The sequence below is a fragment of the Listeria tempestatis genome (genome assembly GCF_963575625.1).
Lineage (GTDB): Bacteria > Bacillota > Bacilli > Lactobacillales > Listeriaceae > Listeria > Listeria tempestatis.
This window is the reverse complement of the sequence record NZ_CAUYTK010000003.1, coordinates 159,732-184,787: the sequence shown is the minus strand read 5'-3', so window position 1 is coordinate 184,787 and position 25,056 is coordinate 159,732. Positions and strand designations below refer to the sequence as shown.

30 protein-coding genes and 2 tRNA genes are annotated in these 25,056 nt (G+C 40.1%); all 32 read left to right on the top strand.

Annotated elements, in window-relative coordinates; genetic code table 11:
• The first annotated feature begins 9 nt into the window (after positions 1-9).
• The 32 genes from R8923_RS05825 (at position 10) to yjeM (ending at position 24,954) form a co-directional block, all read left to right on the top strand.
• Entirely contained in the window at positions 10-198 is a 189-nt protein-coding gene (locus tag R8923_RS05825; RefSeq protein WP_485871818.1) for a hypothetical protein, read from the top strand.
• Positions 199-306: 108 nt separating this feature from the next.
• Complete coding sequence (gene hemG / locus R8923_RS05820; protein WP_485871817.1) at positions 307-1,701, top strand: protoporphyrinogen oxidase; 1,395 nt, start codon at positions 307-309, stop codon at positions 1,699-1,701.
• Positions 1,694-2,050: a holo-ACP synthase gene (acpS, locus tag R8923_RS05815; protein ID WP_485871816.1), complete on the top strand. Its 357-nt coding sequence runs from the start codon at positions 1,694-1,696 to the stop codon at positions 2,048-2,050. The genes hemG and acpS overlap by 8 nt, the downstream gene beginning before the upstream one ends.
• 19 nt (positions 2,051-2,069) lie before the next feature.
• Entirely contained in the window at positions 2,070-3,188 is a 1,119-nt protein-coding gene (gene alr / locus R8923_RS05810) for an alanine racemase (RefSeq protein WP_485871815.1), read from the top strand.
• Positions 3,189-3,400: 212 nt separating this feature from the next.
• On the top strand, positions 3,401-3,679 hold the full coding sequence (locus R8923_RS05805; RefSeq protein ID WP_485871814.1) for a CopG family transcriptional regulator: 279 nt from the start codon (positions 3,401-3,403) through the stop codon (positions 3,677-3,679).
• 4 nt (positions 3,680-3,683) lie between these two features.
• Entirely contained in the window at positions 3,684-4,028 is a 345-nt protein-coding gene (locus R8923_RS05800; protein ID WP_485871813.1) for a type II toxin-antitoxin system PemK/MazF family toxin, read from the top strand.
• 237 nt (positions 4,029-4,265) lie between these two features.
• Positions 4,266-5,099, top strand: a complete 834-nt coding sequence (locus R8923_RS05795; protein WP_485871812.1) for an RsbT co-antagonist protein RsbRA — start codon at positions 4,266-4,268, stop codon at positions 5,097-5,099.
• A gap of 4 nt (positions 5,100-5,103) precedes the next feature.
• Positions 5,104-5,460 (top strand): STAS domain-containing protein, encoded by a 357-nt coding sequence (locus R8923_RS05790; RefSeq protein WP_088809186.1) that lies wholly within the window; start codon positions 5,104-5,106, stop codon positions 5,458-5,460.
• A 2-nt stretch (positions 5,461-5,462) separates the two neighbouring features.
• Entirely contained in the window at positions 5,463-5,873 is a 411-nt protein-coding gene (locus R8923_RS05785) for an anti-sigma regulatory factor (protein ID WP_485871811.1), read from the top strand.
• Positions 5,874-5,885: 12 nt separating this feature from the next.
• A complete protein-coding gene (locus R8923_RS05780; protein WP_485871810.1) occupies positions 5,886-6,902 on the top strand; it encodes a SpoIIE family protein phosphatase in 1,017 nt (338 codons plus the stop codon).
• 57 nt (positions 6,903-6,959) lie between these two features.
• Positions 6,960-7,304: an STAS domain-containing protein gene (locus R8923_RS05775; RefSeq protein ID WP_485871809.1), complete on the top strand. Its 345-nt coding sequence runs from the start codon at positions 6,960-6,962 to the stop codon at positions 7,302-7,304.
• Positions 7,288-7,761 (top strand): anti-sigma B factor RsbW, encoded by a 474-nt coding sequence (gene rsbW, locus R8923_RS05770; RefSeq protein ID WP_485871808.1) that lies wholly within the window; start codon positions 7,288-7,290, stop codon positions 7,759-7,761. Before R8923_RS05775 ends, rsbW begins: the two co-directional genes overlap by 17 nt.
• Positions 7,739-8,521: an RNA polymerase sigma factor SigB gene (gene sigB, locus R8923_RS05765; RefSeq protein WP_485871807.1), complete on the top strand. Its 783-nt coding sequence runs from the start codon at positions 7,739-7,741 to the stop codon at positions 8,519-8,521. The genes rsbW and sigB overlap by 23 nt, the downstream gene beginning before the upstream one ends.
• 1 nt (position 8,522) lies before the next feature.
• Positions 8,523-9,119 (top strand): PP2C family serine/threonine-protein phosphatase, encoded by a 597-nt coding sequence (locus R8923_RS05760; protein ID WP_485871806.1) that lies wholly within the window; start codon positions 8,523-8,525, stop codon positions 9,117-9,119.
• A gap of 54 nt (positions 9,120-9,173) precedes the next feature.
• Positions 9,174-11,363: a Tex family protein gene (locus R8923_RS05755; protein ID WP_485871805.1), complete on the top strand. Its 2,190-nt coding sequence runs from the start codon at positions 9,174-9,176 to the stop codon at positions 11,361-11,363.
• Between the two features lies 1 nt (position 11,364).
• The gene (locus R8923_RS05750; protein WP_485871804.1) at positions 11,365-11,838 is read left to right on the top strand and encodes a SprT family protein; all 474 of its coding nucleotides are present in this window, start codon (positions 11,365-11,367) and stop codon (positions 11,836-11,838) included.
• A 55-nt stretch (positions 11,839-11,893) separates the two neighbouring features.
• Positions 11,894-11,966 (top strand) — tRNA-Asn (locus R8923_RS05745).
• 5 nt (positions 11,967-11,971) lie between these two features.
• Positions 11,972-12,062: transfer RNA gene (locus tag R8923_RS05740), tRNA-Ser, on the top strand.
• A 141-nt stretch (positions 12,063-12,203) separates the two neighbouring features.
• Entirely contained in the window at positions 12,204-13,514 is a 1,311-nt protein-coding gene (gene der / locus R8923_RS05735) for a ribosome biogenesis GTPase Der (RefSeq protein ID WP_485871803.1), read from the top strand.
• A gap of 17 nt (positions 13,515-13,531) precedes the next feature.
• A complete protein-coding gene (locus R8923_RS05730; protein ID WP_485871802.1) occupies positions 13,532-14,548 on the top strand; it encodes an NAD(P)H-dependent glycerol-3-phosphate dehydrogenase in 1,017 nt (338 codons plus the stop codon).
• A gap of 163 nt (positions 14,549-14,711) precedes the next feature.
• Positions 14,712-15,692, top strand: a complete 981-nt coding sequence (locus R8923_RS05725; protein WP_485871801.1) for a tyrosine-protein phosphatase — start codon at positions 14,712-14,714, stop codon at positions 15,690-15,692.
• Between the two features lie 404 nt (positions 15,693-16,096).
• On the top strand, positions 16,097-16,372 hold the full coding sequence (locus R8923_RS05720; protein ID WP_088809174.1) for an HU family DNA-binding protein: 276 nt from the start codon (positions 16,097-16,099) through the stop codon (positions 16,370-16,372).
• A gap of 521 nt (positions 16,373-16,893) precedes the next feature.
• Entirely contained in the window at positions 16,894-17,190 is a 297-nt protein-coding gene (locus R8923_RS05715) for an NfeD family protein (protein WP_485871800.1), read from the top strand.
• Positions 17,191-18,141 (top strand): flotillin-like protein FloA, encoded by a 951-nt coding sequence (gene floA, locus R8923_RS05710; RefSeq protein WP_485871799.1) that lies wholly within the window; start codon positions 17,191-17,193, stop codon positions 18,139-18,141.
• 20 nt (positions 18,142-18,161) lie between these two features.
• Positions 18,162-18,653, top strand: a complete 492-nt coding sequence (locus R8923_RS05705) for a hypothetical protein (protein ID WP_485871798.1) — start codon at positions 18,162-18,164, stop codon at positions 18,651-18,653.
• Between the two features lie 189 nt (positions 18,654-18,842).
• The gene (locus R8923_RS05700) at positions 18,843-19,619 is read left to right on the top strand and encodes a DUF2653 family protein (protein WP_485871797.1); all 777 of its coding nucleotides are present in this window, start codon (positions 18,843-18,845) and stop codon (positions 19,617-19,619) included.
• A gap of 108 nt (positions 19,620-19,727) precedes the next feature.
• On the top strand, positions 19,728-20,111 hold the full coding sequence (locus R8923_RS05695; protein WP_485871796.1) for an OsmC family protein: 384 nt from the start codon (positions 19,728-19,730) through the stop codon (positions 20,109-20,111).
• A gap of 259 nt (positions 20,112-20,370) precedes the next feature.
• On the top strand, positions 20,371-21,444 hold the full coding sequence (locus R8923_RS05690) for a Glu/Leu/Phe/Val dehydrogenase dimerization domain-containing protein (protein WP_485871795.1): 1,074 nt from the start codon (positions 20,371-20,373) through the stop codon (positions 21,442-21,444).
• Between the two features lie 245 nt (positions 21,445-21,689).
• Positions 21,690-21,926 (top strand): hypothetical protein, encoded by a 237-nt coding sequence (locus R8923_RS05685; RefSeq protein ID WP_485871794.1) that lies wholly within the window; start codon positions 21,690-21,692, stop codon positions 21,924-21,926.
• 1 nt (position 21,927) lies between these two features.
• Positions 21,928-22,590: a YdeI/OmpD-associated family protein gene (locus R8923_RS05680; RefSeq protein WP_485871793.1), complete on the top strand. Its 663-nt coding sequence runs from the start codon at positions 21,928-21,930 to the stop codon at positions 22,588-22,590.
• Positions 22,591-22,709: 119 nt separating this feature from the next.
• Entirely contained in the window at positions 22,710-23,213 is a 504-nt protein-coding gene (locus tag R8923_RS05675; RefSeq protein ID WP_485871792.1) for a hypothetical protein, read from the top strand.
• A gap of 244 nt (positions 23,214-23,457) precedes the next feature.
• Complete coding sequence (gene yjeM / locus R8923_RS05670; RefSeq protein WP_485871791.1) at positions 23,458-24,954, top strand: glutamate/gamma-aminobutyrate family transporter YjeM; 1,497 nt, start codon at positions 23,458-23,460, stop codon at positions 24,952-24,954.
• Positions 24,955-25,056: the final 102 nt, after the last annotated feature.

Below are 25,056 nucleotides of genomic sequence, written 5' to 3'. Positions count from 1 at the left end.
GTGTTACGGATGAAAAAGATAAAAAAAGAAAAATGGATGATTAGCTTTTACATATTGGTAAGTCTCATTTGTTTAGGCTTTTATTTCCTTTTATCTGGTTTAGTTATGCTTATTTTAGCTGGCATAGCCCTTTTTGGGGCTTTTGTTCAGTTTTTACGTTACCGAATAGCAAAACAGGCATATGTGAAGAAAAGTTAAAAGTAAAAAACAGCTTATGATAATCTATCTTTTAGACGGCCGAGATTTAAATCGGGCGTCTTTTTGTGATAAAATAGACATATTGTAAGATAGAAAGGATGAATGGGCTTGAAACGGATTTTAATTATTGGTGGCGGACTTTCGGGGCTTACCGCGGCGTATACGCTAGAAAAAAATAAAACGGAAGACGTCACGTGGGATTTATATGAGCAAGCTGAAACGTTTGGCGGGAAATTTGAAACAGTGAAACGGGACGGCTTTTTAATTGAGAAAGGCCCAGACTCCTTTTTAGCCAGAAAACCTGCGGGCGTAGGGTTAGTGAGTGAACTTGGGCTAGCGGATAAGCTGATTGCGAACGCGACGGGGCGTTCTTATATTTTTAACGAAGGAAAGTTGCACCCTATTCCAGAAGGCTCTGTGATGGGCATTCCGACCGATGAACAGGCGCTTCTTGCAAGTGATTTGTTGACTGCTGCTGGGAAAGAAAGAGCGATTTTGGAGAAAACCCTGCCTTATGAACCTGAATTAAAAGATGTGTCGCTTGGTGAATTTTTTGAGGCGAGATTTGGCCATGAGCTCGTGAAACGTTTGGTCGAGCCACTACTTTCGGGGATTTACGCGGGGAATATTTATAAGATGAGCCTGCGCGCCACCTTTCCACAATTTGAACAGGCGATTTTAAAAGCAGGCAGTTTGATGGAAGGGCTAAAGACGCCGAGTGATGTGAAGATGAATACGACTGGCACGAAAAATACAATTGGGGCTTTTCGCACACTTGCTGGCGGCTTGTCTGAACTGCCGGCTGAACTTGTGCGCAAGCTGCCCGGCGCGCAACTCCACGCGAGTAAACAGGCCATTAAAATCGCGAAACGTGGTAGCGGCTATGCGGTGAAATTTACCGATGGCTCAACAGAAGATGCAGACGCGATTTTAATTGCCACAACACATGATGCGCTAATTACGCTACTAGATACGGCGACAACCGCGCCGTTTCAAAACAGACCGCTCACAACGCTCGCTACCGTATCACTCGCCTACGAGGATGCCTCGCGTGCGCATTTGCCAGAAGGGACTGGATACCTCGTTTCCCGAACAGGAAATGACGAAACAACAGCTTGCACATGGGTACACAAAAAATGGCCGCACATGGTGCCTGAAAATAAAATGCTACTGCGCGGTTTTATCGGGAAATCAGGCGAAAACTTAGTCGCAGAAAAAAGTGATGAGGAACTCACTGCGATTGTTTTAAACAATTATAAAAAAATGATGAACCTTACAGAAACGCCACTTTTTGCAGAGGTCAGTCGAATGAACCAAGCAATGCCGCAGTATGATGTTGGGCATATTGAACGCCTTAGCGCGTTTGAAGAGAATTTAGCGGCAAACTACCCGCGTGTCGGATTCGCCGGAATGAGCTACAATGGTGTAGGGATACCAGATTGTATTCGTGGTGCAGAATTAGGGGCAAAGAGACTTTTGAATGAGGTGAAAGCAATTGATTAAAGGCATTGGGCTTGATATGATTGACCTAGAACGGATTCGACTGGCAGTTGAACAAAATCCACGTTTTGTGGAGCGGATTTTAACTCCTAGGGAACAAGATTTGTACCACAAATTTACAGGCGGACGCCAAGTGGAATTTTTAGCGGGACGATTTTCCGCCAAAGAAGCATACGCCAAGGCGAATGGCACTGGATTTGGCAAGGAGCTCAGTTTCCTTGATGTTGAAATTTTAACAGGTGAGAGCGGCGAACCTAAGCTTTTAAAGCCGCAAATACAAGGCGAGCGAGTTTTTGTGAGCATTACACACACGGGTCGTTCAGCCGCAGCGCAAGTCATTATTGAAATTTAAGTGAAAGTGAGTGTTTTAAATGGTAACAGGGTGGCATAGACCGACATGGGTTGAAGTTGATTTAAATGCAATTATGACCAATATTAAAAACGAACAAAAACAATTGCCTAAAAACGTTGAAATCTTTGCTGTAGTGAAAGCAAATGCTTACGGACACGGCATGATTCCTGTCGCGGAAGCCGCAAAAAAAGCTGGTGCCACGGGTTTTTGTGTTGCCATTCTTGATGAAGCTCTGGCGCTACGTTCCGCTGGATTTTGTGAGCCTATTTTAGTCATGGGTGCAATTTTAAGTGAAGACGCCGTCTTGGCTATCGAAAATGACATTTCCGTAACGGTTTTCCACCAAGCTTTTTTTGATGAACTAGACCTATGTGCTAGTAGCCGTCCGCTTAAAATTCACCTAAAGGTTGATACCGGAATGGGCCGCCTTGGCTTCCGCACAAAACCAGAAATTGAAACGGCACTAAAAAGCTTGAAAAGCCATGAAAATCTTCATTTTGAAGGCATCTACACGCATTTTGCAACCGCTGATGAAGTGGACACCACCTATTTTAATACGCAGTGGGATAAGTTCCAAGACATGCTAAGTGTGCTGCCAGAAAAGCCGCGCTACGTTCATTGCGCCAATTCCGCCACATCACTTTTGCATGCTGATGCCCAAAAAGAATTCAACGCCATCCGCTTTGGAATCGGCATGTACGGGCTCACCCCGTCGCCTGAAATTGAAGCGAAATTGCCATTTAAATTACGACCAGCACTCTCCCTTTTTTCAAAAATCGTGCAAGTAAAAGAACTGCACCCTTCCGACCATGTGAGTTACGGCGCAACTTATGAAGCGAACAAAAACGAATGGGTTGGAACAGTCCCAATTGGTTACGCAGACGGAATCATCCGTCATTACAGTGGCTTCCACGTTTTAGTAGGCGGAAAGCCATGTGAAATTATTGGTCGTGTCTGCATGGATCAACTCATCATCCGCCTTCCGGGTGAAGTTTCTGTTGGGACAAAAGTAACAATAATTGGAAAAGACGGTTCCGCCTCAATTTCCGCAACGGATGTAGCGGGCTATTTAGAAACCATTAATTATGAGGTAACCTGTCTATTATCTGAGCGCTTACCAAGAATCTATCCTGATTAGAAGTCAAGTTTCGTGCTTTTATGACAAATGAAGTTTATAATGAATAATACGAAATAACTAGATTGGCTTAAAAATTCTTCGTTTCCATAGGACTAATAGCTAAAATTTGCTTTTTTTACTTAGAAAAACCATAAAAATACTTTTCTAAAATAGCACATAATGTTACCATAGAGGTGATACAAGTTTTGTATGCAGCTTTGGGGGTGTAAGACGTGTTAGAAAGAGAACAACACAAAGAGATTTCGATTGTTTTGTCTCAAGAAGTGATTGATGAAATCGACCGTCTAGTGGTAGAAGAAAAAGTGGAGCGGAGTGAAGTAATTATGGAGGCAACTCAAGAATTTTTGAAACAGAAGAAGGCACGTGAAATGCGCACGGAAATGGAACGTGGCTACACTGAAATGGCCAAAATAAATTTTGCAATCGCTTGTGAATGCACTCATGTTGAGGCAGAAGCAGAAAGTAAGAATATTGAAGTATTAGGAGGTTAGGCTTTTGATTAAGCGTGGTGATGTTTACTACGCGGATCTTTCCCCCGTGGTCGGTAGCGAGCAAGGGGGAATACGGCCTGTTCTCATCATTCAAAACGACATCGGTAATCGTTTTAGCCCAACCGTTATTGTTGCGGCCATTACTGCGAAAATTCAGAAAGCAAAACTACCCACACATATTGAAGCTACCAAAAAACATGGTTTTGACCGAGATTCGGTTATCTTACTAGAGCAGGTTAGAACGATAGACAAGCAGCGTTTAACGGATAAAATCACCCATTTAGACGATGAACTCATGGATAAAGTAAACCAAGCACTCGAAATTAGTTTAGGGATTGTTGAGTTCTAAAAATACATAACAAAATGGGAAAACGAATGATGGCAATAAGGTCAAGGTTTCGCGAAAAAGGCATTTTAGATGACGGGCTACTTGTACATAATTTTAAACAATCATATTGAAATGTCTGAAGTACCTGGCATAAGAAGCATCGAACCTATGTTGTTCAATAATGTTTCCTTATGTCAGGTTTTTTGAAACAAAAAGGGAGTTTAACTAGGTGGTAGAAGAAAGGTTGGATTTTAACAGATGTATAAAGATTTTGCGAATTTCATCCATTTAAATCGAGATGATATTTTGGCCGAATGGATGAACGAAATGAAGCTACAAGTTGATTCTCGAATCTCTGATGTTGTCACAGAGGCTATGTACGAAGAAACAAGTCATGAATTTATTGATTTAATTGTTTCGAATGTTATTGATGTAGACACATTTAATGAAAAGCTAGATGACTTTGCTGAAAAAGTAGTCCTTTTAGGCTGGCCTGTCCATTTTGTAACAACTGGTTTACGTATTTTTGGACTGCTCGTTTACAAACAAATTCGTGACGAAGTATTTTTCGAAAAAAGAGAAGAAACGGCTGAAAACGATGCCTATTATCGCTTTGAAAACTGGCTATCCTCCATGTACAACAAAATTGTGACAGCATATGCGGATACTTGGGAAAAGACGGTTTCCATTCAACGGCTTGCGCTGCAAGAATTATCGGCACCACTCTTACCCATTTTTGATAACATCTCAGTCATGCCTTTAATTGGAACGATTGATACAGAACGTGCGCGTCAAATTATGGAAAACCTACTTATGGGTGTTGTAAAACATCGTTCAGAGGTAGTGCTCATTGACATTACAGGAGTTCCTGTTGTAGATACAATGGTCGCACATCATATTATTCAGGCTTCTGAAGCAGTTCGGTTAGTTGGTTGCCAGCCAATGCTAGTCGGCATTCGACCTGAAATCGCACAAACCATCGTTAATTTAGGGATAGAACTCGATCAGATTATTACAACAAATACCTTGAAGAAAGGAATGGAGCGTGCGCTTGCTTTAACAAATAGAGAAATAGTAGAAAAAGAGGGGTGAAACTGTGGGGATTCCAATTTTAAAACTAGGAGAATGTTTATTAATTTCGATTCAAAGTGAACTCGATGATAAAACAGCAATGGAATTTCAAGAAGACCTTCTGGCGAAAATTCACGAGACTTCTGCTCGTGGTGTTGTAATTGATATTACGTCCATTGATTTTATTGATTCTTTTATCGCTAAAATTCTTGGAGATGTTGTCAGTATGTCGAAACTTATGGGAGCGCGTGTTGTTGTAACGGGAATACAACCAGCAGTCGCGATTACTTTAATTGAACTTGGGATTACATTTGAAGGTGTTCTTTCGGCCATGGACCTTGAAAGTGGTCTTGAAAAATTGAAACAGGAATTGGGGGAATAGAGATGAATTTCCAATCCTGTGTAAAAATTACTGATGAATGGGATATTGTTTCAGCTAGACAACTTGGAAGGAAAATTTCAAAAGAAATCGGCTTTGGTACTGTCGATCAAGCGAGAATCACAACTGCAATTAGTGAGCTTGCAAGAAATATTTTCCTCTACGCTGGGACTGGGGAAATATGCATAATGAAAGTAACAGAAGCGGGTAAACAAGGATTGCAAATTGAAGCAAAAGATAAAGGACCAGGTATTTTGGATATTCGAAAAGTGATGCAAGACGGTTATACAACGTCAGGCGGATTAGGTGCAGGTCTTCCGGGAGTAAAACGCCTTATGGATAGCTTCAATATTGATTCCTATACAAGTGGAGATGAGAAGGGGACAATAATTGTTGCAACGAAGTGGGTTCGCTAGGGGGCAAGTAAAATGAACGAACGATTTAATACGCAATATAAAAAGATTTTAACTGAATATTTAAAGCATCAAGATGAAGAAATTTTGTATAGCTGTGAAAAACTAACAAAAGTGGCAATGGAAAATAACATTCCGCCTGAAGAAATTATTAACATTCATCGTTCTGTTCTTGAAGAATATGACCCAAATTTGCCGGAGCACGTTAGAAAATCATTTGATGTCTTGCTTGAAATGATGATTGGTTACGGTCTCGCCTATTTAGAACACATTAGTTTAAGAACAGAACAACGAGCCCTTCAAAGTGAGATTGAACAGGCTGAAACAATTCAAAAAACATTGATGAAAACTGAATTACCTTGCCAAGACGGCCTGGAATTTGGTGTTGTAAGCAAAGCGGCAAGACAGATGAGTGGAGATTACTATTCTTTTATTCGAGATGAATTGTTCCCAGAAAAAGTTTCTGTGGCACTTGCAGATGTTGTTGGTAAAGGCATTCCAGCTGCTTTTAGTATTTCAATGATCAAGTACGCGCTAAGCAATATGGTTGGTGAAAAATTCACACCTAAAACAGTACTCGAATCTTTAAATGAAATCGCTGAAAAAAATATCAATGATAATATGTTTATAACGATGTTTTTTGGGATTTATCATGTTGATACAAATTTATTTGAATACAGTTCAGCAGGCCATGAACTCGGATTGTACTATCAAGCAGATACCGCCACATTTTCAGACTTATATGCGAAAGGATTACCACTTGGTGTAGATAAAAATGCGCAGTATCGTGAATTTGAAAAAGTAGTAGCTAAAGAAGATATTATTTTCATCATGTCAGACGGCGTAACAGAAACGAAAGTTGAAAATGACTTTATCGAACGAGATGACTTAATCAAGATTTTTGAAACATACATACACTTAGAACCACAAAAAATGGTTGAAGCGGTTTATAATCATTTACTTAAAATGCAAAATTTTTTATTGCATGACGATTTTACGCTAATCGCAATAAAGCGTAGTAAGCAGGTTTAATGATAAAAAGGTTAGGGTAATAGCACTGGGTATACCAAAATTTAATGGGGTGACAAAATGAACATTAAAATCGAAATTAAAGAGCAGAATGAAAATACGGCAAGTGCTTTTGTCATTGGGGAAATTGACGCCTATACGGCTCCAAAGCTTAGAGAAGCACTTGAAGGTTTTCAAGATAAAAAGAGTTTTGTTTTAAAAGTAGACTTAACAGAAGTGGGCTATATGGATAGTACAGGATTAGGTGTTTTTGTTGGTGTATTTAAAAATTTGCGTTCAAATGAGAGTGAACTCGTGCTTGTCGGACTTTCTGAACGTTTATATCGCCTATTTGAAATTACTGGACTGTCAGATATTATTGAAATCAAAAATATAGAGGGTGAAATAAATGGCAACAACGTGTGATAAAATTGAACTACTGCTTCCGGCAAAACCAGAATATGTAAGTCTTGGTCGCCTTGCTCTTTCTGGTATTGCAAGTCAAGCCGGTTTCTCCTATGAAGCAATTGAGGATTTAAAAATCGCCGTTAGCGAAGCGATAACAAACTCAATTCACCACGGGTTAAAAGAAGTGGCGGACGGTGAAGTGAGAGTAGAGTTTAAATTGTATGAAGACAGACTAGACGTTATTGTCACGGACAAAGGAAAAAGTTTTAATCCAGAAGCAAAAAAAGCTGATATTGGACCATACAAAGTTGGAGATAAAACAGATGTTATGCGCATTGGAGGTCTAGGATTATTTCTGATTGAAACGCTTATGGACGATGTGAAGTTGTATTATGATGACGGAGTTTCTGTAGTAATGACCAAATATATTGATGAAAAGCAGGTGGGGGAGAATGCAGAGAGTGTCTCAACCTGATAAAGATGCCGCAAAAGCAAAAGTCTATGAATGGATACAGGCTTACCAAGAAACAGGGGACGACGAAGCGCAGTATCAACTCGTTGTGCACTATAAAAACTTGGTCGAGTCGATTGCGCGTAAATATTCGCAAGGTAAGTCCTTCCATGAAGATTTAGTTCAAGTCGGAAATATTGGTTTACTTGGAGCCATTCGCCGCTATGATGCCACATTTGGTAAAAGTTTTGAAGCCTTTGCTGTTCCAACTATTGTCGGTGAAATTAAACGATTTTTACGTGATAAAACATGGAGTGTTCATGTGCCAAGACGAATTAAAGAACTTGGTCCGAAAATTAAAAATGCGGTTGAAGAATTAACACGAGAAATGCAGAATTCACCGCAAATTAAAGATATTGCAAATTACATTGGTGTTTCCGAAGAAGAAGTTTTGGAAGCGATGGAAATGGGCAAGAGTTATCAAGCACTTTCTGTTGATCATTCCATTGAAGCGGATTCAGATGGGAGCACAATTACACTTTTAGATGTTGTCGGAAATAATGACGATGGTTTTGAACAAGTCAATCAGCGCATGCTTTTAGAAAAGGTTCTTCCAGTTTTAGATGAACGCGAACAGAAAATTTTACAATATACGTTTATTGAAAATCGTAGTCAAAAAGAAACAGGCGAACTGCTTGATATTTCGCAAATGCACGTATCGCGCATTCAGCGTCAAGCCATCAAAAAACTGCGAGATGCTTTACAAAATGAGGAAGTGGATTAAAATGACAACGGAGAATAAATTAGATTTGTTCACATTCCAACGTGCAAAGTTGCTTCAGCAGTACTGTGGTGATGTTTTTTATACGTATGAAAAAGAGGACCATTTTTTGTGTGTATTAGCAGATGGCTTAGGGAGTGGTTATGAAGCGAATTTAGCTGCGAAAGCCGTAACGGATATTGTGGAAAGTGAACCAGAAGCAGATTTGGTGACGATGATTGAACATTGCAATCAAGCTGTTGCCGGACTTCGAGGTGCAGCAGTTGCCATCATCCGTGCAGATTTTCAACTGCAAAAACTGGCGTATGTGGGGCTTGGTAATATTCGTTTTTACATGCTGGATCGTCAAGGGAAACTAAGTTTTCCACTTTCTACGACTGGATTTCTGTCTGGAAGAACGCAACATTTTAAGCAAAAAAATCTGGAATTTAAGCCCGGCTCAAAGTTCCTCCTCCATTCAGACGGATTAGTTTTAAAAAAAGTGAAAAATTATTTAACTTCATCGCAGTGCATCGCAAAAACTGGTCATAGCATCGAACGGTTAGTGCCCGATATACCAATGGATGATGTTACTTTTGTGCTTGGGAAATTTCCGGAATAAGAGATTAAACTGTCATTTTAGAATGGCAGTTTTTTCTATTTATTGATACACTGGATGAGAAGGAAGCCTGAGGAGGTACATAACGTGGAAAAAAGTGTTTTACCATTTATTTACAAAAAATTAACTTATAAGCCTGCACAAATAGACGCAGTAATTGGATTACTTGAGGAAGGGAATACAGTCCCGTTTATTGCCCGCTATCGTAAAGAAAAAACGGGTAGTCTTGACGAGGTTGAGATTAGAGATATTGAAGAAACTTACCAATATGTGACCAAGTTAGAAGCGCGAAAAGAAGAAGTCATTCGTCTGATTGAAGAACAGGGGAAATTAACAGAAGAACTGCGCAAACAAATTTTAGGGACGGATAAGCAACAAACGCTAGAAGACCTTTATCGTCCTTTTAAACAAAAGAAAAGAACAAAAGCAACCATTGCCAAAGAACAAGGGTTATTGCCGCTTGCTGAGTGGCTACTCACGTTTTCTGATGGGAGAAAAGAAGAAGAGGCGGCCCGCTATATTTCGGCTGAAAACAACATTCAAACCGCTGAGGAAGCACTTCAAGGTGCACATGAAATCATCGCCGAACAAGTGAGCGATGTGGCTATGTATCGTAAATGGATTCGTGATTTCACTCGAAAATTTGGAATGATTATTTCCGCGAAAAAAAATGATGCCGAAGATGAAAAAGGCGTTTACGAGATGTACTACGATTACCAAGAAATGATTGCTAAAATGCAAAATCACCGCGTCCTAGCTTTCAACCGCGGCGAAAAAGAAGGCGTTCTGCGCGTCGCTGTGCAAGTAGATACGACAAAAATTCATCATTTTTTGGAAGAAAATATGCTGCCGAAAAAGGAGAACGCTTCCGTACAAGTCGTCCGTGTCGCGATTTTAGATGCCTATAAACGCTTCATTGGTCCGGCAATTGAACGTGAGATTCGCGCCGAGTTAAGCGAGACCGCTGAAGACCATGCGATTGATATTTTTTCAGAAAACTTGCGGAAATTATTGCTACAACCACCTTTAAAAGGGAAGGTAGTGTTAGGTGTTGATCCAGCTTATCGTACAGGTTGTAAACTTGCCGTTTTAGATTCTACCGGAAAGGTACTTGAAATTGGCGTCATTTATCCACATACGGCTAAAGCACGTCGTCCTGAGGCTAAACAAAAAGTAACAGATTGGCTTTCTAAATATGCAATTGAAGTTATCGCCATTGGAAACGGCACTGCATCGCGAGAAACGGAACAATTTATTGTGGAAGTCATAAAAGAAGCGAATAGTAAGGCCTTTTATACGATTGTTAATGAAGCTGGTGCGAGCGTTTACTCCGCAAGCGATGTAGCGCGTGAAGAGTTTCCAGATTATCAAGTCGAAGAACGAAGCGCTGTTTCAATTGGACGTCGTCTACAAGATCCACTCGCGGAACTCGTTAAAATTGACCCAAAATCAGTTGGTGTTGGGCAGTATCAGCATGATGTGGCACAGAAGAAATTAAATGAAACATTGACGTTTGTCGTTGAAACGGCCGTAAACCAAGTTGGCGTAAACGTGAACACAGCATCGGCTGCGCTACTTCAATATGTGGCAGGACTAAACAAAACGGTTGCGAGCAACATTCGCAAATATCGCGAGGAGAACGGACCATTTCAATCACGAACCGAACTAAAAAAAGTGCCTCGTCTTGGTGCGAAATCTTATGAACAGAGCATTGGTTTTATGCGAATATTAGAAGGCAAGAATCCACTCGATAAAACCGCGATTCACCCAGAAAGCTATCCTGCTGCAAAAAATCTTATTGAAAAAACGAATCATACCGTAAAAGATATTGGTTCAGATAGTTTAAAACAAGCGCTCGCTGATTTGAATATCAAAGAGACAGCGAAAGAACTTGAAATTGGGGTAGAAACGCTAAAAGATATTACTCAAAACTTAATTGCGCCCGGGCGTGACCTACGTGATTCGCTCCAAGCGCCATTACTAAAACAAGATGTTATTAAAATGGAAGATTTGAAAGCGGGAATGGAACTTCAAGGGACGGTTCGAAATGTGGTGGACTTTGGTGCTTTTGTTGACATTGGAGTAAAACAAGACGGACTTGTTCATATTTCAAAACTAAGTCGTTCGTTTGTTAAAAATCCGATGAATGTCGTTTCTGTTGGTGATATTGTGACCGTTTGGGTGGAGGAAGTGGATTTAAAGAAAAACCGAATCGCTCTTTCCATGATAGGACAAACAGGAGCTTAAGATGGAGCAAGCGGAATTACAAAAATGGATGGAAGAAACATCGCTTCACTACTTTGGTAAAAGGTTTAAACATCAGGCGCGTTTTAATACACGACTGCGAACAACGGGCGGGCGCTACCTGCTTCGGTCGCATGACATTGAAATGAATCCGAAATACTTGTCTCACTACGGCAGTGACTATTTTTTAGGCATTATGAAACACGAGCTCTGTCATTACCATTTACATTTAGAAGGAAAAGGCTATATGCACCGTGATGCCGAATTTCGCGCACTTTTAAAAGAAGTCGATGCGCCGCGCTTTTGTAAAGCTATTGAACCAGAAGCTCCGAAACACGCCTATGTTTGCGAACAATGCGGGCAAGATTTTTTTAGAAAAAGGAAGTTTAACGTGAATCGTTATGCGTGCGGTAAATGTGGCGGAAAGTTACGGTATATAGCGAATGGAACGGCTCCGAGCAAGCGGAATTTCACTTGAAATTTCGCTTGCTTTTTTATAAAAAGCTGATTATAATTAAAATTGTTACATTTATTCCACAGTAGCTCAGTTGGTAGAGCAATCGGCTGTTAACCGATCGGTCGCAGGTTCGAGTCCTGCCTGTGGAGTTCTCGGAGAAATACTCAAGTGGCTGAAGAGGCGCCCCTGCTAAGGGTGTAGGTCGTTTGCGCGGCGCGAGGGTTCAAATCCCTCTTTCTCCGCCATAAACAAACCAAGCAAGCTTTACCTTCTCTGGTAAAGCTTTTTTTATGTTTAAATTTCAGTTGTTGCGATAAGGGGCAATTACTGATAAACTTAATAAAGTCTGATAAATAGGAATTTGAAAGAAAAAGAAGGTGAATAGAATGGTGAAACCAGTTGTTGCAATTGTAGGTCGACCGAACGTTGGGAAATCGACCATTTTTAACCGTATCGTTGGGGAACGTGTATCTATTGTAGAAGATGTTCCAGGCGTGACGCGTGACCGAATTTATAATACAGCAGAATGGCTTGGGAAAGAATTTAATATTATTGATACAGGCGGTATCGAAATTGGCGATGAGCCGTTTTTAGACCAAATCCGTGCACAAGCAGAAATCGCAATTGATGAGGCGGACGTCATTATTTTTATCGCAAATGGGCGCGAAGGTGTGACCGATGCCGATGAGCAAGTGGCTAAGATTTTATACCGCTCAAAAAAACCAGTCGTCTTAGCCGTTAATAAAGTAGATAATCCTGAAATGCGCGATCAAGTATATGATTTTTATTCGCTTGGTTTCGGCGAACCCTATCCAATTTCTGGATCGCATGGTTTAGGTCTTGGGGATTTACTTGATGAAGTTCGAAAACATTTCCCACAAGAAGAAGACGACGAATACGACGATGATGTCATTAAGTTTTCATTGATTGGGCGTCCGAATGTTGGTAAATCCTCGCTTATCAATGCTATGCTAGGCGAAGACCGCGTTATTGTCTCAAACATTGCTGGAACAACACGCGATGCAATTGACACCAGTTATACGTTTGAAGATCAAGAATACGTAATGATCGATACAGCCGGTATGCGAAAAAAAGGGAAGGTTTACGAAAGTACTGAAAAATATAGTGTCTTACGTGCAATGCGCGCAATTGAGCGCTCTGACGTCGTCCTTGTCGTTTTAAATGCCGAGGAAGGTATTCGAGAGCAAGATAAGCGAATTGCAGGATATGCTCATGATGCAGGACGTGCTATCATTATTGTCGTAAATAAATGGGATGCCATTGAAAAAGACGAGAAAACAATGAATACTTTTACGGAAGACATTCGTGAACAATTCCAATTTTTAACCTACGCCCCTATCGTTTTTGTATCTGCATTAACGAAAAAGCGGCTAACCAACTTGTTCCCGCTTATTAACCAAGTGAGCGATAATCATTCACTGCGTGTGCAATCAAGCATGCTTAACGACGTCATTAGTGATGCCGTTGCCATGAATCCAGCACCGATGGATAAAGGGAAGCGACTTAAAATTTTCTATACAACGCAAGTAGCTGTCAAACCACCTGCTTTTGTTGTATTTGTCAATGAACCCGAACTTATGCATTTTTCATACGAACGCTTCTTAGAAAACCGAATTCGCGAAGCATTTCCATTTGAAGGAACACCAATTCGAGTCATACCACGCAAACGGAAATAGAAACGGAGGAGCTTATTTTGACTAAAAAACAAATCGCAGTTCTCGGTGCGGGAAGCTGGGGAACTGCTCTTGCTATGGTTTTAGCTGACAATAATGAACAGGTTTGGATTTGGGGAAATCATAAGCCGATTGTGGACGAAATTAACCAGTCGCATAAAAATGGACATTATCTTCCTGATATTAAGCTACCGGAGTCTATTCGTGCTACACTTTCACTAGAAGAGGCGATTAGCCAGGCAGATATACTCGTCATTGCGATTCCAACAAATGCAATGCGCATTGTTTGTAAACAGCTAAATGAAACGCTCACAGAGCCGAAAATCATCGTCCATGTAAGTAAAGGGATTGAACCAGAGACGAACTTGCGTATGTCAGAAGTCATTGCAGAAGAAATTGATGCAGCGAAACGAAAAGGTATTGTAGTCCTATCTGGTCCGAGCCATGCCGAGGAAGTAGCCCTTCGTCATCCAACGACGCTTTGTGCTAGTAGCCACGATTTAGCGCTGGCCGAGCAAGTTCAGGACGTTTTCATCAACAATAATTTGCGCATTTATACAAATGAAGATGTTGTTGGCGCTGAAATTGGGGGAGCCCTTAAAAATATTATTGCTTTAGGTGCAGGAATTTCTGATGGTCTTGGCTACGGGGATAACGCAAAAGCTGCACTCATGACGCGCGGAATGGCGGAAATTACCCGTCTAGGTGTTGCAGTAGGCTCACATCCGCAAACGTTTTATGGCTTAACTGGGATTGGTGATTTAATCGTTACTTGTACGAGTGTGCATTCCCGTAACTGGAGAGCTGGGAACATGCTAGGTAAGGGGAAAAGCTTAGATGAGGTTTTAGAAAGTATGGGAATGGTCGTAGAAGGCGTAAGAACTGCAAAAGCGGTTTATGGTTGGGCGGAAAAGCTTCATATCGATATGCCGATTTCAAAAGCAATCTATGAAGTCCTTTTTGCCGAAAAAGACCCGGGCGAAGCTGTTGATATGTTGATGGGACGCGAGAAAAAAGTAGAAAAAGAAAAGTTTTAAAACTAAAAACTCTAAAATAGAGTGATTTTACAACGGATAAAATGGCATTTTATATTCTAAAAAACGTTAAACTCTATAAAATAAGCCATTTAGGCACTTTAAAAGCCGTCTCTATTTTAGAGTCGGTTTTTATGCTAGAATAAAAAGCAAAAGGAGGGGCAAAATGTTCGTGATTCAGGAAGAAAAACAATACAAGATTACCTTTGATGAAAAAATTGAAAACGGCTCCATTCTATATGTGGATACAGAGCCTGGAAAAACTAGTAAAAGCCGCCTGGTTGCAACTCTTAAAGAAAATCCTGGAGTTGTTGTCTACACTTCTGATACAAATGCGCGGCCGTATTTTATTTTGGAGCAGCCAAATGGAGAAACAAAGATTTCAGCCCAGCGAATTCTAAATTTTGAAGGTACGTTTAATTTCCGCGATTTAGGCGGGTATGTGAGTGCAAACGGTAAACAAATCAAGTGGGGGACGCTGTACCGCTCCGGCAGTTTAGCTAGTCTTACTAAAGGCGACTTAGCACAAATAGAACAGCTTGGTATCAAATGGATTTGCGATTTACGTAGCACGACCGAAGTGACTGCGCAACAAACGCCTGAAATCCCCAATATCCCAAACATCAACATCCCAATTGGTACAGCGAAAAATGAACCAGTAGAGCATCAAAAACTAGATTTGCCAGCGGATCAGTCGATTTATGAACCACTGATGGGTGAGAGTTACAAAGTTTTTGCAAGTTCACTTGATAGCTATCGCGAAATTTTCGAACAGATTCTCACACGACAAACGCCCTTTTTATTCCACTGCACTGCCGGAAAGGACCGTACGGGCGTTTTGGGCGCTCTTTTATTAAAAGTACTAGATGTCCCTGAAAAAATAATTTTTAGCGACTATGAGCTTACAAATCAGTATACAGACGAAATTTTAAGTGAAATGGTTGATTTAATCAAAGCTTTCACTGGGAAGAGCGCTCCGCTTGACGTAAATGCCGTTCGACCAATGGCAGAAGCAAAGCCGAGCTATTTGAAGATTGCTTTTACAGAAATGGAAAAGCTGTATGGTTCTGTAGATGCGTTCATTGAAGAAGGAATTGGTATCGATAGTGAAATGAAAGCGCGTTTACAAAATATGCTTTTGGCTTAAACTAGGCGAAGAAACCTAGATTTTTCAGGCAACAGGTATGTTTTCACTTTGTTTTTATAAGGAAAAAGAACTATTTTCGCTCCTAGCGATGATTTCGCTTGCTATTATAAGCCTTCCAAGTTAGTATTATGGGTAACAGATTGATACTATCACGTTTTGAGCATAATGTGTTATGTTTTAAATGTTAAGAAATAGTGTCAATTTGGCATAAATCCTTGCAGTTGCGGGGATTATGTGATAATCTTTTATCAGAATTACTGCAAAGGCTTGCATTTAAGCCGTTTCGGTCTTAATTCTTCAAAGATTTTTCTTGAGCCTTAAAGTAATTTTGGGAAAAGGAACGTCCAAGTAATAATTAAGACCTGATTATTTTGGATTATTCTTTTGAGGGAGGTGAAACAAAAATGGCAAACAAAACAGATTTAGTAAACAGTGTAGCTGAAAAAGCTGAACTTTCTAAAAAAGATGCTGCGAAAGCTGTAGAAGCATTATTTGAAACTATTCAAGAAAACCTTTCTAAAGGTGAAAAAGTTCAATTAATCGGTTTCGGTAACTTCGAAGTTCGTGAACGTGCTGCTCGTAAAGGCCGCAACCCACGTACTAAAGAAGAAATCGACATTCCAGCAAGTAAAGTACCGGCATTCAAACCTGGTAAAGCGCTTAAAGAAGCAGTTAAATAATCTACATACGACTTTAAGCTAAAACTACCCATCCACATCGTGGATGGGTTATATTGGGTTTCTTAACACTTTCAGTGTTTAGAAACCCAATATAAGACCGAACGAAGAGAGGTGTTAATCCATTAAGTTTCTTAACACTTTCAGTGTTTAGAAACCCAATATAAGACCGAACGGAAAGAGGTGTTAATCCCCAAAATTTAACACGACCTCTGAAAGCTAGAATTACGATTCATATTTCCTCGCTACAAAATGGACCTTCAGATACCTCCTTGTAATTCCCACCATGTCTACACGAATCAGACCTAAGACGGATGCACAATACATTCCTAGACGTTAGAAAATGAACGTTAGGTAAGTTATAATTATTTTATAAGCGAAAATTTTCAGTTAACTATTTATTGGCGTTAAATAAATCGCAAGAAAGGAGCTTTTTTACAAAAAAATAATTGTAAATGTATGGTAATTAAGGTATGGTAAAGGTATAGCAGTTGCGCATGACCTTGATGAAAGAGGGTGACAAAATGACGCACAATTTTTCAGAAGATGAGCTAGTATATGGAGATTCTTTTGGACTGGTTCATCGTGGCGTTTTAGAGGATAAGGAAATTGAAAGAATGAAAGCGCTACGAGATAAGGTTTACGGGAAGTCTGGTATTGCTGTCACGACGATGAAGCCGATTGGGCGTGTTGAGATTGAAGGCAAAGTGTATGAGGCGAGACTTGAAAATGGTTATTTGGATGTTCGGACGCCGATTACAGTAGTTGGAATTGATTTTGGCTATTTGCTAGTAGAAGAACTAAAAATGGAGGCGAAGTAGATGATGTATGCAGGACCAATTATTATTGCAGTACTTATTATTTTAGTTTTAATTATTTTCTTTACACTAGTACCAGTTGGACTTTGGATTAGTGCAATTTCAGCAAGGGTACCAGTTGGACTAGGAACGCTTATTGGAATGCGTTTACGTCGCGTTGTACCATCACGTGTTGTAAAACCGCTTATTAAAGCGGTAAAGGCAGGTCTTGAACTTGAAGTTAACCAATTGGAAAGTCACTATTTAGCTGGTGGGGATGTGGATAATACGGTTGATGCACTCATTGCGGCTCACCGTGCGAACATTGAACTTGATTTTAGTCGAGCAGCAGCTATCGATTTAGCAGGTCGTGACGTCTTAGAAGCCGTTCAAACTTCTGTAACACCAAAAGTTATTCGCACACCTGAATTTACTGGTGTAGCGCAAAACGGGGTTGAAGTAAAAGTAATTACACAAATTACGGTGCAATCTAATATTGAACGTATCGTCGGTGGTGCCGGTGAAGATACTGTTATCGCTCGTGTTGGTGAAGCAGTTGTCTCAACAGTCGGTGAAACGCGTGAACATACAGATGTTTTAGAAAACCCAAACAGCATTTCTAAAAAGGTTCAAGAACAAGGACTTGGGGACGGGACCGCTTATACAATTTTATCCATTGATATTGCGGAAATGCGCATCGGGGACAATATCAAAGCAAAACTTGATATTGAAAAAGCGAACGCTGATATGGAAGTTGCTCAGGCAGCAGCATCAAAACGTAAAGCGGAGGCGATTGCGCTGGAACAAGAAAACCGCGCAGCCGTTGTGGCAGCAGAAGCCGAAGTTCCAAGAGCTATAGCAAGTGCTTTTGAGGCTGGAAAACTAGGTGTCATGGATTACTATAAGATGGAGAACGTTCAAGCGGATACGAGTATGCGCGAAACAATTGCTGGCGACGACAAACCAATCGGTTGATAGGAAAGTAGGTGCCTAATATGTCTTTTGATCTAATGGATTTCATTAGCGACTTGATGGGCTTTTTACCACTGTTTATCATGGTAGGTGGTGTCATGCTTGCTCGGCATGCTAAAAAAGAGGCTGAAAACAAGCGAAAAGCAGGAAATAAAAAAGCGCCACAAAGCACGATGAAGCAAATAATGAATGAAGCGCGAAATGAATATCGTGATGCGGTGAAGACCCATTCAAAACCGCGTCCAAAAGCAAAAACGGCCGTAACCAGTGGAACTTATACGAGTGCGCCACAAGTTCAAACTGCTAAAGTGGACGCGGCGGCGAAAAAACAAGCGGAACGTGCGCGAAAACAAATGGAGCGTGAGTCGACAATTGACGATATTAACGTGACAAGAAGTGAATTTGAGACGCGACGTGCGGACAGACAAAAACTATCAAGCATAAATTTGAAGAGTGCCATGATTGCGAAAGAGGTTTTAGACAAACCTGTATCTCTTCGTGATCATTCATCTTGAAATTTGTTATAAAAACATGTATAGTTGAAATTAAGTTCATAAGAAATTCCCACCTAAGGGGAGTAGCAGTCATAGCTATGTCGTCAATCCGGATTTTATGCCCGGCATAGTTAGCAATTTTTAAATTGTTTGCAAGACCTTACGTTTATTTCGTAAGGTCTTTTTGTACGCAAAAGAAGGAGGAAAAGTGTGAAAAAACTAGTTTCAGTATTATTAGCAGCTGGCTTAATTTTTACGCCAGTAGGAGGTACAATTGTCGACAACCTAGTTCCTGCACAATATTCCCAAGTAAAAGAGGCGGACGCAAGGGGGTATCGCTCACCTGTTCGGTCTTTTAAGTCAAATAACAACGGAGTCAATCGTTCAAATGTAAACCGCTCGCAGACGAATACGAATGCTACTAAGCGTGGTTTCTTTAGCGGCGGCGGACTTATGGGCGGCTTAATGATGGGCGGAATCGCAGGGCTATTATTTGGTGGTTTACTCTCTGGGATGGGCGCATTTGGGAATGTTTTAGGATTAATGATTAACATTTTGGCGATTATTTTAATTATTCGTCTTGTCATGATGTTATTTAATAAACGAAAAAATCGCCATGCGGAACCTGTCCTTGAATCTAGTCGTGGTACTCAATCGAGTGTTCAACATGAAACGATTCAAGCTGGAACGAGTGCGCGTGAGGAAATTCTTGATGAGGGAAATATTTCAAACGCGGTTATCGCTTTCTTCACGCATGAAAAAGGTTTGACACTGGATGATGTACAAGTTGCATTAACGTATGATGATAAAATTGGCTTTGGCGCAGATGTCATTCAAAATGACCGTGTGATTCAGCAATTAGACCATTTTTCGCTTGTTCAAGCGATTCGTTACTGGGCAGAGCATTTTGCACGTATGGATCCAAATATGGGCTTGAAGCTTGAATACTCGGAACGTGATGGCATTTATGCGGTTGTCACACAATAACATGAAAGCAGCAGCTAGGCGTAAAAGCTTAGCTGCTTTTTTGACAGGCCATGCAAGTAGCGGTATAATTATCCTTACTTATTTAGTCGGATTTTGGAGGGGTTTATTGTGCATTTAAAAAAAGTAGGAAAAAAAGTGGAACTAGAACATGAAACTGGGAACTGGCCTTTAATCAAAGAAGAAGGTTTCTCGCCAGTTCAAATTACGGTGGCGGCGGTCGCGGCTTGTAGTGTTTATGTGTATGCAAAGTTGCTTGACAAGAAGCGAATTCCGTTTGAAGATTTGGATGTTGATGTGAGCTATGAGCAAGATTTAGAACAAACCGTCCATGTGATTAAAAAAATTGATGTGCATTTTCAGCTAAAAGTGGCTGAGGAATTTCAAAAAAGAGCTGAAAAAACGGTCCATCTCGTGAAAGATGCATGCCCAGTTGCCAAAAGCATGCACCCAGATATTGAAATTATAGAACATGTGACGTTTTTGGAAAAGTAGGTGCCTGCCTGCTTTTTTATTTTTCTGCTTCGAGTCAATTTTCAAACTATAACATGTCTTGCGACGTAAAAGCTAAAACAAAAGTCCTTTTTTAGTGAAAGCGCATACAATTTAAATAGGTCAAAAGTTTTTGTTTTAAATAAAAAGTATGAATTTCGTCTTAAATAATCCAAAAACTTTTAAAGCGCTTTCAAAATTCGTATAATATAAATAGATAGCTGATTTTAATATGGTTTAGACTAAAGGGGGACTATATCACATGTTATTTGAGAAGATGGAAGAATATGATTATGAACAAGTTGTTTTTTGCCAGGATGAGGCTTCTGGACTAAAAGCGATTATTGCGATTCATGATACGACACTCGGACCAGCACTTGGTGGGTGCCGAATGTGGCCGTATGAAACAGAGGAGGAAGCGCTTGAAGACGTCCTTCGTCTAGCACGCGGGATGACTTATAAAAATGCGGCGGCAGGGCTTAATTTAGGTGGCGGGAAAACGGTCATTATTGGGGACCCCAAAAAGGATAAAAGCGAGGCATTATTTCGTGCGCTAGGACGCTACGTGGAAAGTCTAAACGGCCGTTATATTATTGCCGAGGATGTCGGTACGACCGTGCAAGATATGGACTACATTCACGAAGAAACCAAATATGTGACAGGAATATCTGAAACGTTTGGTTCATCTGGTAATCCAAGTCCAATGACAGCGCGGGGAGTTTATGCAGCAATGAAACGCACGGCAAAAGAAGTTTTTGGAAGTGATTCTTTACTCGGGAAAAAAGTAGCAGTCCAAGGTGTTGGCAACGTGGCGTACGCGCTTTGTGAACTGTTACGCGCGGACGGCGCGGAGCTTATCGTGACGGATATTAATACGGAAGCGGTCAAACGAGCGGTACGCAATTTTGGTGCGGAAGCTGTCTTGCCAAATGACATCTATACGGTTGACGCGGATATTTTTGCCCCGTGTGCGCTAGGTGGAATTTTAAATGATGCTACCATTTTAAATTTTAAATTTAAAATGATTTGTGGTAGTGCAAACAACCAATTACTAGATATTCAAAAACACGGCGAGTTGCTTTATGAACGCGGAATTTTATATGCGCCAGATTATATTGTAAATGCTGGTGGCGTCATTAATGTGGCAGACGAATTGCTGGGATATAACGAGGAGCGCGCAAAGAAAAAAATTGATGAAATCTATGATCAAATTGGAAAAGTGTATGAAATCTCAAATGACGAGGGCATTATTCCGGCAAAAGCAGCTGACCGCATGTCTGAAAAACGAATTGAAATGATGAAACAAGTTAGGAGTACATTTTTGATGATGAGATGATGTAAGAATCCTTTTTTGAAGGATGTAGGCTTGTAGAAAAACTCAAGATTTAGACCAAATAAAATGCCTTACGAAAAATCATACTACTGGCAAATGTTGCCTTTTTAGGTAAAGCAAAACATGCATGGGTACAAAATATCGGATAACAACTATGATTACCGCTTGTCAGTAGTATGGTGCTTTTTCTTGCCTAAAAGCCGCTACATCATTATACTTATTTCATAAGACACAAGGAGGAATTGGCAATGAATGAAGGACAACAAAAGTTTCTTGATTTTATTTTAGAGCGTACTGAAACAGGCAAGGAGTCCGAAATGAAGGAACTTCTTACCGAAAGCTTTGACAAACAGAATTCAGGAAATTTTGATCAAAAGTATTTGATGGCGATGGTTCCAAAAATGATAGCTTATGTTCGTTTGGAAAAGCGTGATGAGGTCATGGAAGTAGTTCAAAAATTTGGCGCAAGTCATGTGAGTAAGTAACATGGCAAAGACGATTGTAGAAAAGCTTAATTTAACGAAATACGCGAAAAAAGCGGTTCTAAACGTGCCACAGGATTTTACGGAGCTTGATGCCTTAGCTAACGTGGACCATTCTTTTAAACAAAAACAGTATGACTTGATTTTCGGTTTTGCGCTAACGATGGCTGAAATGGAGGCTTTTGTGACCGATGTTATTCGGCATGACCGCCTAGCTAAGAAGGGGTATTTGTTTATTTCGTATCCTAAAAAAGGGAGTACGGTATACGATACGTTTGTGCATCGTGATGAAATTATGCCGACGCTTAAAGTAGATGCAGAAGGCTTTTTACCGAAAAGCAGTTTAAAATTTTCACGTATGGTGAGTATGGATGATACGTTTACGGTTGTTGGTATGAAAGAAGCTTTGCATGAAAAAGGGAAAAAAACGGCGAATAATGAGCCAAACTATGTGGAAAAAATTCCTGATTTAAAAGCGCTACTTTTAGAAGATAAAGAGGCTCTTTTACGGTATGAAAATCTTACTCTTGGCTATCAAAAAACTTGGGCTAGCTACGTTTTTAGTGCGAAGCAAGCAACAACTCAGGCAAAACGTATAGAAGAAACTAAAACCATTTTAAAAGCGGGTTTTAAAAGCAAAGACTTATACCGTCAAAATAAAAAATAAACATGAGGTACTCAGTGATTTCACTGAGTACGTTTTTCAGTTCTACGATTCGAATTCGTATGGAGTTAAGGAAAATATGGTACAATACGAGTAGGAATAGTGGAAGGGACTCGTTTTATATGGCGAATTATGTGAATAAGGAAAAGCGACAAATTGATTTCGATCCACTTCAGTTGCCAATCATTGCCATCCCAGAAGTTATGGCGGTATCTTTCACGCCAAAATCAGAAAATGCGCTTTTAATCCGAATAGCAGATGTTGGTTTTGCTTTTAAATCTCTTAAAAATTCTGAGCTGTTTGAAGGAATTCTTGAAGTGCGTTTTAATGACATTAATGAAGAAGATGATTACTGGGGATTAAGTCAAAAAGAAGAGCATGAGATGAAGCTTTTTAATGAGCGGCATGCTGCTGCGATTTATTCTTTTTTAGATCATCACCCAAATCATGGCCAAATTGTTGTGCACTGTAACGCTGGCGTTAGCCGAAGTAGCGCTGTTGCAATGGGGATTGCTGAACATTATAATGATACCTATACACTTTTAAGGCTAAAGGAAATTAAACGCTACTTACCAAATCCGCGGGTATTAACTGTAATGCGCGGTGAGAAATTTATATCAGACTGATGACGACGGGCTATATCTAGTGTCATTAGTCTGATTTTTTGTTTAGGAGCATAATTTTTATGGGCTTCGGACGCTTATTTTATGCACTATTATCGGAAAAATCACGCACATCAGACTTTCCATTCTATTTGAACTGTTCTTTTAAAAAGGATTTTTAATTTTTAATGGTATAATGACGGTCTAGGATGGGATGCAATAATTAGAAATGATATGTATACTATTACACAAAAAAGGAATGAGATTAATGTCAAACGAAATTAAAAAAATGGGACTTATTAGTTTAATTCTAATGATTTTCACTTCCGTATTTGGTTTTGCAAACGGTCCAATCGGTTTCTACCGAATGGGTTATAGTGCGATTCCTTGGTACATTGGAGCAGGGATTTTCTTCTTTATTCCCTTTGCGCTTATGATGGCCGAATACGGGGCTGCTTACCGTAAAGAAAAAGGGGGAATTTATTCATGGATGAACGACAGCATTGGCCCGCGCTATGCCTTCATCGTTACATTCATGTGGTTTACCTCATACGTCATTTGGATGGTCGGAACTGCTTCTAAAGTTTGGATTCCGTTTTCCATCTTCATTTTTGGCGAAGATAAAACCCAAACATGGTCACTTTTTGGCTTATCGCCAACCCAAACCGTCGGGATACTTGCTGCAGTTTGGATGATTATTGTTACATTACTCGCTTCAAAAGGTTTAAAACAAATTACAAAAGTGACGGCTGTCGGCGGAATCGCCGTTATGGGTCTAAACGTCGTTTTAATTGTCGTGAGTTTACTTATTTTAATGTTAAATGGCGGGAATTTTGCGCAAGATATTTCGGGAGTAAAAGATTTCCTTGTATCGCCAAATCCAAGTTATCTTAGCCCAATAGCCATTCTATCATTCTGCGTATTTGCGATATTTGCATATGGGGGAACTGAGGCTGTAGCCGGCCTAGTTGACCAAACGAAAAACCCAACGAAAACATTTCCAAAAGGGATTATGATTGCCGCTTTTATTATTTCAATCGGCTACGCTCTAGAAATTTTCATGTGGGGAATTAGTACCAATTGGGATAAAATTCTAAGTGGCTCTAATGTCAACTACGGTAATATCACATACGTTCTAATGTATAATCTCGGTTTAGAATTTGGGAACGCGCTTGGTCTTGCAACGGATGCAGCATCACAAATGGCCAATTGGTTCGCAAGAGTCACGGGTCTTTCCATGTTTTTAGCCTATACAGGTGCTTTCTTTACGCTCATCTATTCACCGCTAAAAGCAATTGTTCAAGGAACAGCTGAGTACTGGCCGAAGCGCATGAGCAAAATCAACAAATTTGGTATGCCTGAATTTGCTATGTGGATGCAGTGTCTACTTGTTGTCATCATCGTTTTAATTGTTTCATTCGGTGGGAAAAGTGCATCGGCATTCTATAACACACTAACGCTTATGGCAAATGTTTCTATGACCTTACCATATGTGTTCCTAGGGTTTGCATTCCCGTTCTTTAAAAATCGTGAAGGACTTGAAAGACCTTTTGTTGTATATAAAACAAAGGCAATTACTTATATCGTAACCTTTATTGTGGTAGCGATTGTAGGATTTTCAAATGTGTTTACAATTATTGAACCTGCAATGAGTGGCAATTGGAATGATACTATTTGGATGATAGTAGGACCAGTTGTGTTCGCCATTATCGCAATGGGAATTTATGAAAACTATCAAATTAGACAAAAGAAATTGAAAAAGTAACTTTTAAAAGAAGGCAATAACTCCTGAATTTTCCAAGAGTTGTTGCCTTCTTTTTAATAGATATATTTAGTGTTCATCATATTTATTTTGTTTTTCTTTGTC

Excerpts from the sequence above, each read along its gene's own strand:
- R8923_RS05825 (WP_485871818.1), top strand. The coding sequence starts at position 10 with ATGAAAAAGATAAAAAAAGAAAAATGGATGATTAGCTTTTACATATTG.
- alr (WP_485871815.1), top strand. The coding sequence starts at position 2,070 with ATGGTAACAGGGTGGCATAGACCGACATGGGTTGAAGTTGATTTAAAT.
- R8923_RS05795 (WP_485871812.1), top strand. The coding sequence starts at position 4,266 with ATGTATAAAGATTTTGCGAATTTCATCCATTTAAATCGAGATGATATT.
- R8923_RS05785 (WP_485871811.1), top strand. The coding sequence starts at position 5,463 with ATGAATTTCCAATCCTGTGTAAAAATTACTGATGAATGGGATATTGTT.
- R8923_RS05780 (WP_485871810.1), top strand. The coding sequence starts at position 5,886 with ATGAACGAACGATTTAATACGCAATATAAAAAGATTTTAACTGAATAT.
- R8923_RS05775 (WP_485871809.1), top strand. The coding sequence starts at position 6,960 with ATGAACATTAAAATCGAAATTAAAGAGCAGAATGAAAATACGGCAAGT.
- rsbW (WP_485871808.1), top strand. The coding sequence starts at position 7,288 with ATGGCAACAACGTGTGATAAAATTGAACTACTGCTTCCGGCAAAACCA.
- sigB (WP_485871807.1), top strand. The coding sequence starts at position 7,739 with ATGCAGAGAGTGTCTCAACCTGATAAAGATGCCGCAAAAGCAAAAGTC.
- R8923_RS05760 (WP_485871806.1), top strand. The coding sequence starts at position 8,523 with ATGACAACGGAGAATAAATTAGATTTGTTCACATTCCAACGTGCAAAG.
- R8923_RS05755 (WP_485871805.1), top strand. The coding sequence starts at position 9,174 with ATGAGAAGGAAGCCTGAGGAGGTACATAACGTGGAAAAAAGTGTTTTA.
- R8923_RS05750 (WP_485871804.1), top strand. The coding sequence starts at position 11,365 with ATGGAGCAAGCGGAATTACAAAAATGGATGGAAGAAACATCGCTTCAC.
- der (WP_485871803.1), top strand. The coding sequence starts at position 12,204 with ATGGTGAAACCAGTTGTTGCAATTGTAGGTCGACCGAACGTTGGGAAA.
- R8923_RS05725 (WP_485871801.1), top strand. The coding sequence starts at position 14,712 with ATGTTCGTGATTCAGGAAGAAAAACAATACAAGATTACCTTTGATGAA.
- R8923_RS05720 (WP_088809174.1), top strand. The coding sequence starts at position 16,097 with ATGGCAAACAAAACAGATTTAGTAAACAGTGTAGCTGAAAAAGCTGAA.
- R8923_RS05715 (WP_485871800.1), top strand. The coding sequence starts at position 16,894 with ATGACGCACAATTTTTCAGAAGATGAGCTAGTATATGGAGATTCTTTT.
- floA (WP_485871799.1), top strand. The coding sequence starts at position 17,191 with ATGATGTATGCAGGACCAATTATTATTGCAGTACTTATTATTTTAGTT.
- R8923_RS05705 (WP_485871798.1), top strand. The coding sequence starts at position 18,162 with ATGTCTTTTGATCTAATGGATTTCATTAGCGACTTGATGGGCTTTTTA.
- R8923_RS05690 (WP_485871795.1), top strand. The coding sequence starts at position 20,371 with ATGTTATTTGAGAAGATGGAAGAATATGATTATGAACAAGTTGTTTTT.
- R8923_RS05685 (WP_485871794.1), top strand. The coding sequence starts at position 21,690 with ATGAATGAAGGACAACAAAAGTTTCTTGATTTTATTTTAGAGCGTACT.
- R8923_RS05680 (WP_485871793.1), top strand. The coding sequence starts at position 21,928 with ATGGCAAAGACGATTGTAGAAAAGCTTAATTTAACGAAATACGCGAAA.
- R8923_RS05675 (WP_485871792.1), top strand. The coding sequence starts at position 22,710 with ATGGCGAATTATGTGAATAAGGAAAAGCGACAAATTGATTTCGATCCA.
- yjeM (WP_485871791.1), top strand. The coding sequence starts at position 23,458 with ATGTCAAACGAAATTAAAAAAATGGGACTTATTAGTTTAATTCTAATG.